This is a genomic window from Sandaracinobacter sp. T42 (genome assembly GCF_059115405.1).
The window spans coordinates 63,370-77,845 of sequence record NZ_CM181101.1; the positions used below are offsets into that span (position 1 = coordinate 63,370).

General features: G+C 66.7%; 14 protein-coding genes. 9 read left to right on the plus strand and 5 right to left on the minus strand.

The window, feature by feature from the left end; all coding sequences use genetic code 11:
* Positions 1-55: 55 nt before the first annotated feature.
* From pheT to clpS, 5 genes are all read right to left on the minus strand, one after another.
* Entirely contained in the window at positions 56-2,416 is a 2,361-nt protein-coding gene (gene pheT / locus ACW9TV_RS00295) for a phenylalanine--tRNA ligase subunit beta (RefSeq protein WP_494303895.1), read from the minus strand.
* Positions 2,413-3,486, minus strand: a complete 1,074-nt coding sequence (gene pheS, locus ACW9TV_RS00300) for a phenylalanine--tRNA ligase subunit alpha (protein ID WP_494303896.1) — start codon at positions 3,484-3,486, stop codon at positions 2,413-2,415. Before pheS ends, pheT begins: the two co-directional genes overlap by 4 nt.
* A gap of 143 nt (positions 3,487-3,629) precedes the next feature.
* On the minus strand, positions 3,630-3,989 hold the full coding sequence (rplT, locus tag ACW9TV_RS00305) for a 50S ribosomal protein L20 (RefSeq protein WP_374388742.1): 360 nt from the start codon (positions 3,987-3,989) through the stop codon (positions 3,630-3,632).
* 12 nt (positions 3,990-4,001) lie between these two features.
* Entirely contained in the window at positions 4,002-4,205 is a 204-nt protein-coding gene (gene rpmI / locus ACW9TV_RS00310) for a 50S ribosomal protein L35 (RefSeq protein ID WP_374388744.1), read from the minus strand.
* Positions 4,206-4,714: 509 nt separating this feature from the next.
* The gene (gene clpS / locus ACW9TV_RS00315; protein WP_494305097.1) at positions 4,715-5,068 is read right to left on the minus strand and encodes an ATP-dependent Clp protease adapter ClpS; all 354 of its coding nucleotides are present in this window, start codon (positions 5,066-5,068) and stop codon (positions 4,715-4,717) included.
* A 329-nt stretch (positions 5,069-5,397) separates the two neighbouring features.
* Here clpS and ACW9TV_RS00320 point away from each other — a divergent pair, with 329 nt between their 5' ends.
* From ACW9TV_RS00320 to mtgA, 9 genes are all read left to right on the plus strand, one after another.
* Positions 5,398-6,552 carry an efflux RND transporter periplasmic adaptor subunit gene (locus ACW9TV_RS00320; protein ID WP_494305098.1) on the plus strand — a complete coding sequence of 385 codons (1,155 nt, stop codon included), beginning with the start codon at positions 5,398-5,400 and terminating at the stop codon, positions 6,550-6,552.
* Positions 6,549-9,671, plus strand: a complete 3,123-nt coding sequence (locus ACW9TV_RS00325) for an efflux RND transporter permease subunit (protein ID WP_494303897.1) — start codon at positions 6,549-6,551, stop codon at positions 9,669-9,671. The genes ACW9TV_RS00320 and ACW9TV_RS00325 overlap by 4 nt, the downstream gene beginning before the upstream one ends.
* Positions 9,668-10,153, plus strand: a complete 486-nt coding sequence (locus ACW9TV_RS00330) for a TspO/MBR family protein (protein WP_494303898.1) — start codon at positions 9,668-9,670, stop codon at positions 10,151-10,153. The genes ACW9TV_RS00325 and ACW9TV_RS00330 overlap by 4 nt, the downstream gene beginning before the upstream one ends.
* 30 nt (positions 10,154-10,183) lie before the next feature.
* Positions 10,184-10,498, plus strand: coding sequence for an accessory factor UbiK family protein (locus ACW9TV_RS00335; RefSeq protein WP_494303899.1), 315 nt, complete (start codon positions 10,184-10,186; stop codon positions 10,496-10,498).
* A gap of 150 nt (positions 10,499-10,648) precedes the next feature.
* Positions 10,649-11,173, plus strand: a complete 525-nt coding sequence (locus ACW9TV_RS00340) for a type III secretion system chaperone family protein (RefSeq protein WP_494303900.1) — start codon at positions 10,649-10,651, stop codon at positions 11,171-11,173.
* A gap of 429 nt (positions 11,174-11,602) precedes the next feature.
* Positions 11,603-11,908 (plus strand): hypothetical protein, encoded by a 306-nt coding sequence (locus ACW9TV_RS00345; protein WP_494303901.1) that lies wholly within the window; start codon positions 11,603-11,605, stop codon positions 11,906-11,908.
* Positions 11,909-12,091: 183 nt separating this feature from the next.
* Entirely contained in the window at positions 12,092-12,877 is a 786-nt protein-coding gene (locus ACW9TV_RS00350) for an enoyl-CoA hydratase/isomerase family protein (RefSeq protein ID WP_494303902.1), read from the plus strand.
* On the plus strand, positions 12,874-13,611 hold the full coding sequence (locus ACW9TV_RS00355; RefSeq protein WP_494303903.1) for an N-formylglutamate amidohydrolase: 738 nt from the start codon (positions 12,874-12,876) through the stop codon (positions 13,609-13,611). The genes ACW9TV_RS00350 and ACW9TV_RS00355 overlap by 4 nt, the downstream gene beginning before the upstream one ends.
* Positions 13,596-14,273, plus strand: a complete 678-nt coding sequence (gene mtgA / locus ACW9TV_RS00360) for a monofunctional biosynthetic peptidoglycan transglycosylase (RefSeq protein ID WP_494303904.1) — start codon at positions 13,596-13,598, stop codon at positions 14,271-14,273. The genes ACW9TV_RS00355 and mtgA overlap by 16 nt, the downstream gene beginning before the upstream one ends.
* Positions 14,274-14,476 lie beyond the last annotated feature (203 nt).

The window sequence follows — 14,476 nt, forward strand, 5'->3', positions numbered from 1 at the left end:
TTGCGGGGCAATCCGGCCCAGGGATACAGGCCCGCCGCAGCGCCCCCGGCCCGCTTCACCCCCGAAGCACGGCCCCCAGCTTCGTCGCGGCCGCGACCACGGCCTTGCTCACGCCTTCGATCTCCGCGTCGGTCAGCGTCTTTTCCACCGGCTGCAGCGTCACCGTCACGGCCAGGCTCACCTGCCCCGCCGGAACGCCCGCGCCCGCGAAGCGATCGAACAGCCGCACATCCACGATCAGCGACTTGTCCGCGCCCTTCACCGCGCGCACCAGCGCCTCCGCCTGCGTCGCGTCCGGCACAAGGAAGGCGAAGTCCCGCTTCACCGGCTGCAGCACCGGCGGCGTGAAGGCCGGCCGCGCCCGCTTCGCCCGCCGCTCCGGCACGGCATCCAGATGGATTTCGGCTGCCGCCGCGCCCGGCAGATCGCCCAGCACATCCGGGTGCAGTTCGCCGAACTCGGCCAGCACCGCCTTGCCCAGCACCAGCTTCGCCGAACGGCCGGGATGATAATGGGCGCTCGCCGGCTGCACTGTCTGCAACCGCTCCACCGGCGCACCGGCCGCCGCCAGAACCGCCATCACTTCGGCCTTCACGTCGAAGGCGTCGAAGGCTCGCGCCTTGCCCGTCTGCCAGTCCCTGGGGCGGGCTTCGCCCGCCAGCAGAAGCGCCAGCGTCGGCCGCTCGCCCTCCGCCAGATAGCGCCGGCCATACTGGAAGAAGCGCACCCCTTCGGCGCCGCGCGCCAGGTTGCGGTCCGCCGCCGCCACAAGGCCGGGCAGCAGGGATGTGCGCATCACCGCCAGTTCCGCAGACAGCGGATTGTCCAGCTTCCAGTGCCAGCCGCCGAACTTCGCAGCCTCGTCCTCGGCGATGAAGCTCCAGGTGATCGCCTCGTCCAGCCCACGCGCGGCCATCAGTCGTTTGCACCGCCGCTCCAGCTTCTGCCCGGCTGTTGCCGTCGGCCGGGCGACGCCCTCCGCCCGCGGCAGCGGCACGGACTGCACCTTGTCCAGCCCGTGCAGCCGCACGACTTCCTCGACCAGGTCGGCCGCACCATCCACGTCGCGCCGCCAGCTCGGCACCGCCACATTCCAGGGAACATCGCCCGATACGCCGAAACCCAGCCGTTCCAGGATCGCCTTCTGCTCGGCAGCCGGCACGTCCAGCCCGCCCAGCCCCAGTGTGTACGCGGGATCGAAGCGCACTGTCTTCGCCACCACGGGCGCCTCGCCGGCCCTGGCAATCGCGGAAACCGCACCGCCGCACAGCTCCACCACCATCGCAGCCGCAAGATCCAGCCCCGGCTCCACGAACGCCGGGTCCACGCCGCGCTCGAACCGCGCGCGCGCGTCGGATGTCAGCCCCAGCGCACGCCCGGTTTCCCCGATCCGCGCCGGATTGAACCAGGCCGCCTCGATCAGAACATCCTTGGTGGCTTCGGAAACGCCCGATTCCATGCCCCCCATGATCCCGGCGATGTCATGCACATGCGCGTCGTCGGCGATCAACGTCATGCTCTCGGCCAGCGCATAGGTCTTGCCGTTCAGCGCCACCAGCTCCTCGCCCGCCCGCGCCCGACGGGCGATCAGACCACCCTTCAGCTTCGCCACATCATAGACATGCAGCGGCCGGCCATGGCCGATGGCGAAATAGTTGGTCACGTCCACCAACGCCGAAATCGGCCGCATCCCCGCCTTCGTCAGCAGATCCTGCAACCATTTGGGCGAAGGCCCGTTCACCACGCCAGAAACGGAGCGCGCATAGAAAGCCGGGCAACCCTCCGGATCGTCGGTGCGCACGGGCACCAGCACCGGGCCTGTTTCCGCCAGTTGCGGCACAGCCGGCGCCTTCAGCACGCCAAGGCCCGCCGCCGCCAGATCGCGCGCGATGCCGTAGACGCCCATGCAATCCTGCCGGTTCGGCGTGATCGCCACATCGAACACGGGATCGTCCAGCCCGGCCCAGGCGGCAAAGGCCGCGCCCACCGGCGCATCGGCCGGCAGTTCGATGATGCCGTCATGGTCATCGCCCAGCAGCAGTTCCCGGTTGGAACACATCATGCCGTTGGATTCGACACCGCGGATCGCGGCCACCTTCAGCACCACATCCAGCCCCGGCACAAGCGCGCCCGGCGGGCCGAACACCCCCACCAGCCCCGCGCGCGCATTGGGCGCGCCACACACGACCTGAAGGCCCTGCCCGTTGCCTGTGTCCACGCTCAGCACCTGCAGCTTGTCGGCCTGCGGGTGGCGCCCGGCGCTCAGAACCTTCGCGATCACGAAGGGCTTCAGCGCGTCGGCCGGGTTCTCCACCCCTTCCACCTCCAGCCCCAGCCGCGTCATCGCGGCCGCCAGTTCGTCGGCGGTGGCCGTGGTCTCCAGATAGCGCTTCAGCCAGCTCAGGGGGAATTTCATGCGCCCACTCCCGCAGACAGGGTCGGCACATCCAGCGCCGCAAAGCCGAAATGCTTCAGCCAGCGAAGGTCGGCATCGAAGAAGGCGCGCAAATCCGTCATCCCGTATTTCAGCATGGCAAGGCGATCGATGCCGCAGCCGAAGGCAAAGCCCTGCCACTCATCCGGATCCAGCCCGCAGTTTTCCAGCACCCGGCGATGCACCATCCCCGCGCCCAGGATTTCCATCCATGAAGATGTCCCGCCGATCTTCAGCGTGCCGCCCTCCCACGAACAGCCGACATCCACCTCCACCCCCGGCTCGGTGAAGGGAAAGAAGCTCGGCCGCAGCCTCAGCGTCACATCGTCCACCTCGAAGAAGGCCTTCACGAAGGTCTCCAGCGTCCATTTCAGATGCCCCAGGTGAATGCCCCGGTCGATCACCAGCCCCTCCACCTGATGGAACATCGGCGTATGGGTGGCATCCGAATCAGACCGATAGACCCGCCCCGGCGCGATGATGCGGATGGGCGGCTTCCCGGCCATCATGGTGCGGATCTGCACCGGCGAGGTATGCGTGCGCAATACCATCCTGTCGCCGCCGCCCGCGGGCGTCGCGTAGAAGGTGTCGTGCATCGCCCGCGCCGGATGCTCGGGCGGAATGTTGAGCGCGGTGAAATTATGCCAGTCGGTCTCGATCTCCGGCCCTTCCGCCACCGCGAACCCCAGGTCCGCGAAGATCTCGGAAAGTTCGTCCATCACCTGGGAAATGGGGTGCACCGTTCCCGTCACCAGCGGCGCGGTCGGCAGCGACATGTCGATCCGCTCCGCCGCCAGCCGGGCCGTCAGCGCGGCCCTGCCCAGGTCGGCCTTCTTCGCCTCCAGCGCAGCGGAAACAGCTTCCCGCAGGGCTTGATAGACGGGCGCCACCGTCAACCGTTCCTCCGGCGGAAGCCCGCCCAGGCTCTTCATCAGCTGGGTGATGGTTCCGGCCTTGCCAAGCGCGGCCACGCGCACGGCCTCCAACGCCTCCAGCGTGTCGGCGGCGGCAATCTGGGCGAGGGTTTCGCCGCGAAGGGCGTCGGTGCTCAAGGGAGAATTCCTATGCTCTGTCAGTCAGACGGCGGGTTCGCGGCGCGGCCATAAACCGAAAGCGGGCCGCAACGCAAAAGGGGCGCGGGAAGGCCAAAGCCTCCCCGCGCCCCTTGATTGCAGTTCAAGCAGGTCGCGAGAGATCAGGCCTTGGCGCCAGCCATCACCTGGTCAAACACGGCCTTGAACGCCGCCGGCTCGTTCATGGCGAGATCGGCCAGAACCTTGCGGTCCAGCTCCAGGCCCGAATTCGAAAGCGCGTGCATGAACGCCGAATAGGTCACGCCCTGTTCGCGCGTCGCCGCGTTGATCCGCTGGATCCACAGCGCCCGGAAGCTCCGCTTTTTGACCTTGCGATCGCGATACGCGTACTGGCCGGCCTTCTCGACCGCCTGCCGCGCAATGCGGATGGTATTCTTGCGACGGCCATAATAGCCCTTCGCCTGTTCAAGAACGCGCTTGTGCCGCGCACGGGCGGTAACGCCCCTCTTCACACGTGCCATGTGGTGCGCTCCTTACTTCAGGCCGTAGGGGGCCCAGGCGACCACCCGGGCCGTATCGGCCTCGGACAGAACGCTGGTGCCGCGGTTCTGGCGGATGTATTTTCCGTTGTGGCTGATCAGGCGGTGGCGCTTGCCGGCCACACCATGCTTGATCTTGCCGGTCGCGGTGATCTTGAAGCGCTTCTTCACACCGCTCTTGGTCTTCAGCTTGGGCATTTCGGCTCCTTTCGTTCCTCTTGCGAGGATTGGGGCGAGTTCAAGACCAGCCACGGCAGCCCATGTTCGCCGGGCAGGTCGGCATGTGATCTCGCGATTGAAGCGCGGGGCGTTATAGATATTCGCGCGATTTGGCAAGCATGGGGATTTTGCCTTTGCCCCTCAAGCGCCGGGCGGGCCGCATCCGCGTCCCTTGGCTTCGGCGCACTTGCGCCGGCGCGCGGTCGCGCTCGCGGCCTTCGGCCGGGGCCGATCCCTCCCGGGGACCCGGCCTGATCAACCTCGGTGGCGCAGCCACCGCAAGCGCGACCGCGCGACCGGAGCGAAGCGGAGGAAGCCAAGCGGCCAGGATGGGCCGCGCCCGGCGTCTGAGGGACTAAAACAAATACCGGTGGCGCAGCCACCGCAAGCGCGATCGCGCGCCCGAGCCAATGCGCGGAAGCAAGCCGCCCGGACGGGCGGCGCCCGCAGAGGCCAAACAAAGACTCAGCATCCCCCGAAGCCCAACCTCAGGCTTTTTCCAACGTGCATTGCAGGGGATGCTGATGCTGCTTGGCGAAATCCATCACCTGCGTCACCTTCGTCTCCGCCACCTCATAGGTGAAGATGCCGCACACGCCCACGCCCCGCTGATGCACATGCAGCATCACCCGCGTGGCATCCTCGATCCCCATGCGGAAAAACCGCTGCAGCACATGCACGACGAACTCCATCGGCGTATAGTCGTCGTTCAGCATCAGCACCTTGTACAGAGACGGCTTCCGCGTCTCGGTCCGCGTCCGCGTGACCACGCCGGTTCCGGTGCCCAGACCATCACCACCAGCGCCGTCCTCCTCGCCGGAAGGGCCGCTCCGTATATCCATTGCCTGCAATTCACGCATGTCCAGATCGAACATCCTGTCCACGACCACTGAACCGGGAACAGACCCGTGCCAGCCCTCACGGCATCGGCACAGGCCCTGTTTAGCCGCAGAGTAGTGGATGGCGGCCACCCGGTCAAAGGTCCGAGCCGGAACCGCCTCGTTTGGCGGAATTTATCCGGTCAACACTACCAGTTTCGCGGATTTGTCCGCACTTGACGATAGGATGTTGCAATGCGTTCATCCTGCATCCATCTGCCCGACTTCTAAACATTCGACTCGATACAGCCGGAACCCGCCACAAGCTTCAGGAGCCGCGCACCTTGATCCGCATGCCACCCAGATTTGTTCCCGTGCTGCTGCTGTCTGTTGCCACCTTGTCCCTGGCCGGCTGCTCCCTGGTGGATTCGATTACCGGCAAATCCGGATCGGCAGCGGAAAAAGGGGGCGGCAACCCCAAGGGAGGGCCGGGCGGCCCGCCGGCCGTCATCGTCGAGACGGTCGCCTACACGCCCATGGTCGATTCGATCGAAGCCGTCGGCACCGCCCGCGCGAACGAACAGGCCGATCTCAACTCGACAGTCACGGAACGCATCGAGCGCATCAACTTCACCGATGGCCAGTTCGTGCCGCGCGGCGCGGTCATCGCGGAACTGGTCCGGTCCGAACAGGGCGCGAACCTCAGTGAAAGCAAGGCCCGCCTGCGCGAGGCCGAACTGCAGCTTGCCCGGCTGCGGCAGCTGCAGGGCCAGGGTTTCGCCACAAAGGCCCGAATCGATGAGCAGCAGGCCAGTGTCGATGTCGCCCGCGCGCAAACCCAGCAGGCCAGTTCGCAGATCGCGGACAGGGTCATCCGGGCCCCCTTTTCCGGCTACCTCTCTCTGCGCCGCATCTCACCCGGCACCGTCGTGAACGCGGGCACCACGGTCGCGACGATCGTCGATCATTCCCGGATCAAGCTGGATTTCACCGTCCCCGAAACCTTCCTTCCCGTGCTGAAGCCGGGGCTTGAAATCTCGGCGCGCGCGGCCGCCTTCCCGGGCGAGGAATTCCGGGGCCGGATCGCCTCCATCGATCCGGTCGTCGATCCCGTCACGCGGGCCGCCACGGCCCGGGCCGTGCTGCCGAACCCGGATCTGCGGCTGCGGCCGGGCATGCTGATGACCGTCGACATCAAGTCCCCCCCGCGCGACGCGCTGACCGTCCCCGAACTGGCCGTCGTCGGTGAAGGCAGCGGCGCATTCGTCTGGCGCGTCAACGAGGAAAACCAGGCCGGCCGCACCAACATCAAGGCCGGAACCCGGCGCGACGGCCGGGTCGAAGTGATCGAGGGGCTGAAGGCCGGCGAACGGGTTGTCGCGGAAGGCACGGTGAAGATCCGGGGCCCGGGCCCGATCAAGCCCGTCGAACGTCAGGCTGCGGCCGGCCCCGACGCCGCACCCGGCGCGGGGCCCCAGGCCGCGCCGCAGGTGGCGCCCGCGCCATGATCCTGTCCGACATCTCGGTCCGGCGGCCCGTCTTCGCCGCCGTCCTGTCGCTTCTCCTGGTGCTGATCGGGATCGTCTCCTTCACCCGCCTGCCGGTGCGCGACCTGCCCGCCATCGAGCCGCCCATCGTCTCCATCGACACCACCTACCGCGGCGCCAACGCCCAGGTCGTCGAAAACCAGATCACCCAGATCATCGAGGACCGGATTTCCGGCATCGAGGGGATCGAGACGATCGCCAGCCGCTCGCGCGACGGCCGCTCGGACATCACGATCGAATTCGCCGCCTCACGTGACATCGACGCCGCCGCCAACGACGTGCGCGACCGCGTCGCGGGCGTCCTCAACCAGTTGCCCGAAGCCGCGGATCCGCCGCAGATCAGCAAGGTCGACGTGGATGCCCAGCCCGTGCTCTGGATCAACGTGATCCAGCCGGACTGGACGCCGATGCAACTCACGGATTACGCCCAGCGCGTCCTCGTCGATCGCTTCGCATCGGTGAACGGCGTCAGCCGCGTACAGATCGGCGGCGAAGCGCGGCAGGCCATGCGCATCTGGCTGTCGCGCTCACAACTCATCGCCTTCGGCCTCACCACCTCCGACGTAGAGGCCGCGCTCCGCCGCCAGAATGTGGAACTGCCCGCCGGCCGGATCGAAGGCAACAGCGCCAACCTCACGGTCCGTATCACCCGTCAGTTCGCCAGCGAACAGGATTTCGCCAACCTGATCGTCGGGCGCGGCCCCGATGGCTATCTCGTCCGCCTCGGCGATGTCGCCCGCGTCAGCCTGGAACCGGAAAACCGCTACAACTTCTTCCGTTCCAATGGCGAACAGGCCATCGGCCTTGGAATCGTGCGCCAGTCGGGCGCCAACACCCTTCAGGTCGCGGATGACGTGAAGGCGGAAATGGAAAAGGTGAAGACGATCCTGCCCCAGGGCATGGAACTCGCCGTCAGCTTCGACAGCTCCCTGTTCATCGAACGCGCGATCGGCAATGTCTGGATGACCCTCGCCGAAGCCGCGATCCTCGTTGTGGCCGTGATCTTCGTGTTCCTGGGCTCCCTGCGCGCCACGCTGATCCCTGCGCTCACGGTTCCGATCTGCCTGATCGCCACCTTCGCCGTGCTCTATGTGCTCGGCTACTCGCTCAATCTGCTGACACTTCTGGCCTTCGTGCTGGCGATCGGGCTCGTTGTCGATGATGCGATCGTGGTCCTGGAAAACATCTATTTCCGTATCGAACGGGGCGAGCCGCCGCTGGTCGCGGCCTATCAGGGGGCGCGCCAGGTCGGGTTCGCCGTCGTCGCCACCACCATCGTCGTGTGTGCGGTGTTCGTTCCGCTCTATTTCATCGCCGGCAACACCGGCCTCCTGTTCCGGGAACTCGCGGGCGCCATGATCGGCGCCATGGCCTTCTCCGGCTTCGTCGCCCTGTCGCTCACGCCGATGCTCTGTTCCAAGATGCTCCGCCGCGAAACCGGGCACAACCGCTTCACCCAGTGGTTCGATCGCCAGTTCGACCGGCTGCAGCGCCGCTACATGTCGGCGCTCCGCAAGCTGCTGGATCGCCCCTTGCTCGTTGGCGGCATGGCCTTCGGCTTCGTCGCCTTGTGCCTCGGCCTCGGGGCGACGCTCCAGTCCGAACTCGCCCCGGCCGAGGATGTCGGCTACTTCTTCGTCAACGTGCAGGCTGCGGAAGGCACCGGCTACGACCGGATGAAGTCCTACATGCAGGATCTGCAGGACAAGATGATGCCCAAGGTTGGCGACGGCCAGCCGATCCGGCGCATGATCGTCCGGGCCCCCGGCAACTTCGGCGCGACCGAGGATTTCTCCAGCGGCGGCATGACGATCTTCCTCGTCCCCTGGGAAGAACGCACCATCACCACGCAGGAGGTGATGAACGACGTCCAGAAGACCATCGGCCAGGATCCGCGCGTCCGCGGAAACGCCTCGTCGGGCAACACCCTCAGCCGGGGCCGGGGCCGTCCGATCCAGCTGGTCATCGCAGGCAACAGCTTCGAGGAACTGGCGAAGGCGCGCGATGCCGTCTTCAAGGCAGCCGAAGGCAACCCCGGCATTGTCGATCTCGACAGCGACTACAAGGAAACCCGCCCGCAGCTCATCGTGGACATCGACACCACGCGCGCAGGCGACCTCGGCGTCCAGATCGCCGACATCGGCGCCACGCTGGAAACGATGATGGGCAGCCGCCGCGTCACCACCTTCATCGACCGGGGCGAGGAATATTATGTGGTGCTCCAGGCCGAAGACGCCGACCGCGCCACGCCCGACAATCTCTCGAACATCTATGTCCGCAGCCAGACGACGGGGCAGTTGATCCCACTGTCGAATGTCGTGAAGCTTCGCGAAGCCGCGCAGGCCGGCGAACTCGGCCGCTTCAACAAGCAGCGCGCCATCACCATCCAGGGCAACCTCGGGCCGGGCACGACACTGGGCGCGGCGCTGACCTTCCTGGAAGATGCCGCACTCCAGCAGCCGGCCGTGACCGCCGTCGGCTTCCGCGGGGAAAGCCAGCAGCTCCGGCAGACCGGCTCGTCGCTGTGGGTGGTTCTGGGGCTCACCATCGTGCTCGTATTCCTGGTGCTGGCGGCCCAGTTCGAAAGCTGGATCCACCCGGCCGTCATCATCCTCACCGTTCCGCTTGCTGTCGGCGGCGGCCTCTTCGGCCTGTGGATCATGGGCGGCACGCTGAACCTCTATTCGCAGGTCGGCATCGTCATGCTGGTGGGGCTGGCGGCCAAGAACGGCATCCTCATCGTGGAATTCGCCAACCAGCTGCGCGACGATGGCGTGGCGTTCCGGGATGCCATCCTCGAAGCGTCCGAACGCCGCCTCCGCCCCGTTCTGATGACATCGATCGCAACTGTCGCCGGCGCCATCCCGTTGATGATCGCGCGCGGCGCGGGCGCCGGATCGCGGCAGGCGATCGGGGTCGTCATCGTCTGGGGCGTCAGCCTTGCCACCCTGCTGACGCTGTTCGTCATCCCGGTCTTCTACGCCGCATTCGCCCGCCGCACGCGCTCGCCCGAAGCCATCAGCCGGGAGCTTGAAAAGGGCCTCCGGGAATCGGGCGAACTGCCCAGCCCCGCCGAATGAAGAGTCGCGCCCTGATCGCGGCCGTCATCGGCACCGTGATCGCGAATGCACTCGGCGGCCTGTCCGCCGCCCTGTCCGGCCCGATGGCGGGTGGCGAATGGTATGAATCGCTCGCCAGGCCGGCCCTCCAGCCGCCGGGGCCGGTGTTCGGCATCGCCTGGACCATTCTCTATACCCTGCTGGGAATCGCGGCCTCCCGCCTCTGGCTCGCTCCCGCCTCACCGGCGCGCAGCCGGGCCCTCACCCTCTTCCTTGTGCAGCTCGCGCTGAATCTCGCCTGGTCGCCGCTGTTCTTCGCCGGGCAGCAACTGCTGGGGGCACTCGTCCTGCTTGGCGCGATCCTGCTGCTGTCGGTCGCTGCAACCGTCGCGGCCGCGCGTGTCGACAGGCCTTCGCCCTGGCTGATGTTGCCCTATCTTGTCTGGCTGAGCTTCGCTTTTGGCCTGAACTGGCGTATCTGGGCCCTGAATCCGGGCGCCTGACAGGCCCGCAGAGTTGGAGTCGACGACCAAATGCAGAATCAGAACCCCTTCCTGGAGGATCTCTCGCGCCTGATGTCGTCGGTCGCCGGCACCATGGCCGGCGCCGGCCGAGAGGCGGAAACCCGGATGCGGGAGCGTCTGCGCGAGATGGTCGGCGGGATCGACATGGTCAGCCGCGAGGAGTTCGAAGCGGTGAAGACCATGGCCGCCGAAGCTAGGGCGGAACTCGAAGTGATCCGGGCCGAACTGGCCGCGCTTCGCGCCCAGTCCGCGGCAGGAACGTCCACGACAGCCCAGCCCGCCCGCGCGTCGCGCACAAAGGCGCAGAAGATCGACATCAGCTGAACAGCAGGCCCCACCGGCTCAGACCATCCACAGATTTCGCGCGGCGCGGGCGGCCAGGCTTCTTGCCAAGCCCCCGGCCGGGCGCAATATCTGGTGGAGCAGGAGCGGGGGCGACCCCAGCCCTAGGGGCAGCGATTTGAGGACCACAGCATGACCAGCCTGCAATTCGACATCGGCGCCGAGCCGCTGGCTCCGATCGATACGCTGGAGCAGTATTTCGCCAGCCACAACTGGTCCTTCGAGCGGGAGGGCGACGAGGAGATCGTCACCACCGTCAAGGGCAGCTGGTCCGATTACGAACTGCGCGCCCTCTGGCGTGAGGAAGACAGGGTGCTGCAATTCATCGCGCTCACCGGCATCAACGCCGGCGCCCAGCGCGTGGCACCCGAAACCCGGGCAAACCTGTTCGAAACGCTGGCCCTCGTGAACGAACAGCTCTGGATCGGCCATTTCGAACAATGGTCAGCCGATGGCGCGATCCTGTTCCGCCACGCGGTTCTGCTGGACGGCCCCGACGATGCCGCGCTCAGCATGCCCCAGGCCCATGCCCTGGTCGATGCCGCCATCGACGAATGCGAACGCTATTATCCGGTGTTCCAGTTCGTCCTGTGGGGCGGCAAGGGCCCGCGCGAAGCGCTCACGGCGGCCATGGTGGAAACCGAAGGCGAAGCCTGAGGCTCGGCCCGGCGCCCCGGATCCGGTCCGGGGTCGCCAGCCGAATCAACCGGCCGCACCGCGCCCATATTTCGAGTCGCGCTCATATTTCAGGCGAGAAATCACGGGATTCCACTGCACGAGCCATGCGATAATCGCAGGGCTGCGCTCCATGTTGCTGCATAGCAGAATTGATAGCCCGAATTAATCAACTGATTGAAAATCATTTTTCCCGAAGGCGCGGATCAGGATGTTGCGTTGCAGCACATCTTGCTGCAAAAATCTGCGTGCCACTCAATTTTCCCGTTGACGCGAACTGAGTGGAACTTTAATTCAGCTTCATCGAATTGAGTGCCGCTCGGTTCAACCCGGTATGGTCCGGACAATTGGGGGGCACCGGCAATCAGGCAGTGGAACAGGCCCGATGCCGAAGGTTGAAAGGATCAAGTCATGCGCGCCATCAAGATGACCGTCGCTGCCGCCCTCTCGGCCGCCAGCCTCACCCTCGTCGCCGCTCCGGCCCTCGCCAGCGATGCCGAAACCTGCGCCGTTGCTCCGGTGAAGCTGCGCACGCTGGCCGCCTCCGCCCAACCGGAAGCCGCCCGCAAGGCCGAACGCAACATCGCTCTGGGTGAAGCCCTGTGCGATGCCCGCAACCGGTCGGAAGCAGCCAAGAAGTTTAACCTCGCCGCGAAGTCCCTGGGCACCGAACTGGCTGCCGTGATGACGACGCAGGCGAGCGCCTCGGTCCAGTAAGACTCGGTCCAGTAAGACCGGTAACCCTCTCCCACAGACGGGCCGCTACCCTCCCCCCTCCCTGCGGCCCGCCTTACAGAAGGCGGCGACCCTCCCACGGGGTCGCCGCCTTTCCTGTTTCCGCCCCTCTCTCCGTTCAGGCCACTTGAGGCCGGCCCGCCCTGCTGCCAGAACAGGCCCCGCATGACAGCGCCGCTTTCCCCCCATGTCCGGCTCACGGTCGATGGATCCGTCGCCCGCATCCGGCTCGACAGGCCCGACCGGCGCAATGCCCTCGATCAGGCCATGTGGGAAAGTATCCCGCCGCTCGTCCATCAGGCCTGCGCAACGCCGGGCGTCCGCCTGATCCTGTTCGGCTCCGTCACCCCCGGCCAGTTCTGCGCCGGGGCCGACATCGCCGAATTCGCCGAACGGTCCTCGGATGCCGCCTGGCGCGCCCGGAACCAGGCGGCGATCCGCGCTGCCCAGCTCGCGCTCACCCGCGCGTCCGTGCCGGTCATCGCGCTGGTGGATGGCGATTGCGTCGGCGGCGGCTGCGGGCTCGCGCTGGCGGCCGATATCCGCATCGCCTCCCCCCGCGCCCGCTTCGGCATCACCCCGGCCCGGCTCGGTCTCGTCTATCCGCTCCACGATACCCGCCTGCTCGTCGATCTCGTCGGCCCCGGCCAGGCCCGCCGCCTGCTCTACACCGGCCGCCTGATCCATGCGGAAGAAGCCTGCCGCATCGGCCTCGTGGAAGACCTCGCAGACGATGTCGAACAGGCCGCACAGGCGTTGGCAGACGAAATGCTCGGCGCCTCCGCCTTCACCCAGCGCGCCACCCGCGCTGTCATCCGCCGAATCCTCGAAGGCCAGGCAGACGACGACGACGCCAGCGCCGCCCTGTTCGACGAAGCCTTCACCGGCCCCGATTTCGCCGAAGGCGTCTCCGCCTTCCTCGCCAAGCGCAAGCCCCGGTTCAGCGCATGACACACCCCAACGCCCCCCGCCTCCTTGACGGAGACGACCCCCGTATCCTCCTCGTGTGCGACCACGCCTCGAATGCCCTTCCGCCCGGGCTCGATCTCGGCGTCCCGCCCGAAGCGCTCCTCGATCATGTCGCCTGGGATATCGGCGCCGAAGCCCTCACCCGCAGCGTCGCCGCAAGGCTCGGCTGCCGCGCCTGGCTCGCCTCCGCCTCCCGGCTCGTGGTGGATTGCAACCGCGAACCCGCCCACGCCATCCCCGAAAAAAGCGACGGCCTCGTCATCCCGGCCAATGTCGGCCTCTCGCCCCCGGAACGTCAGGCGCGTCTCGCCCTCCACAACGCCTTCCACGATGGCCTCGCCCGCCAGATCGCGGCCCGCCCACCTCTCCTCCTGGTCGCCATCCACAGCTTCACACCGGCGCTGGCTACCGCCCCCGCGCCGCGTCCCTGGCCCATCGCCATCCTGTGGAACCGGGATTACCGCGCCGCCGAACTCGGCCTCGCCGCACTTGAGGGAGAGGACGACCTGGGCGGCCCCATCGGCGCGAACGAGCCCTATTCGGGCCAGGTCCTGAACTACACGATGGATCGCCACGCCGAAGCCGCCGGCCTCCCCTATCTCGGCTTCGAACTCCGGCAGGACGGGATCACCAGCCCCGATGGCGTCGCCCGCTGGGCCGCCGTCGTCGCCCGCACCATCACCACCACGCTGGAGGGCCTGTGTTCGGCATCCTGAAGTTCGTCCTGAAGCTGCTCGGCTGGCTGGTGGCCCTCAGCCTCGTCTGGGTTGTCGCCTATCGCTGGGTCAACCCGCCCACCACCAGCCTGATGATCCGCGACCATTTCAATGATGTGAAGATCTATCGCGAATGGGTCGGCCTTCCCGAAATGTCGCGCCACATCCCCCGCGCCGTCATCGCGGCAGAGGATTCCCGCTTCTGCGAACATCGCGGCTTCGATGTCGAAGCCATCGAAAAGGCCATGGAGCGCAACAAGCAGGGCAAGAAACTGCGCGGCGGCTCCACCATCAGCCAGCAGACGGCGAAGAACGCCTTCCTGTGGTCAGGCCGCACCTGGATCCGCAAGGGGCTGGAAGCCTGGTTCACGGTGCTGATCGAATTCATCTGGGGCAAACCCCGGATCATGGAAGTCTATCTCAACATCGCCGAATTCGGCCGCGGCGTGTATGGCGTGCAGGCCGCCTCAATCCACTATTTCAACAAGCCCGCCAGCAAGCTGACACGCACCGAAGCCGCCCGCCTCGCCGCCATCCTCCCCCAACCCATCAAGCGGGACGCCGCCTCACCGGGCCGCTACACCAAGCGCTACGCCAACCGCATCGCCGGCCGCACCCGCGTCGTCGCCAACGAGGGGCTGGACAGCTGCATCTGGAAATGAACCGGGATAAGGCATGAACCTGCCGCCACGTCTGATGGGAATGCGAACACCACGCTCCCGTGGAACAGTCCCAACAAATCCTACACGTCCTGCACCCAACCCATTGATTTCAAAGTGTAGGGCAATGTTCCACGTGGAACAACCAATCTGGTAAATCAGGGGGAAGGGGCCAGGCCCCTTCGCAACCCCTCACACCCCCACAA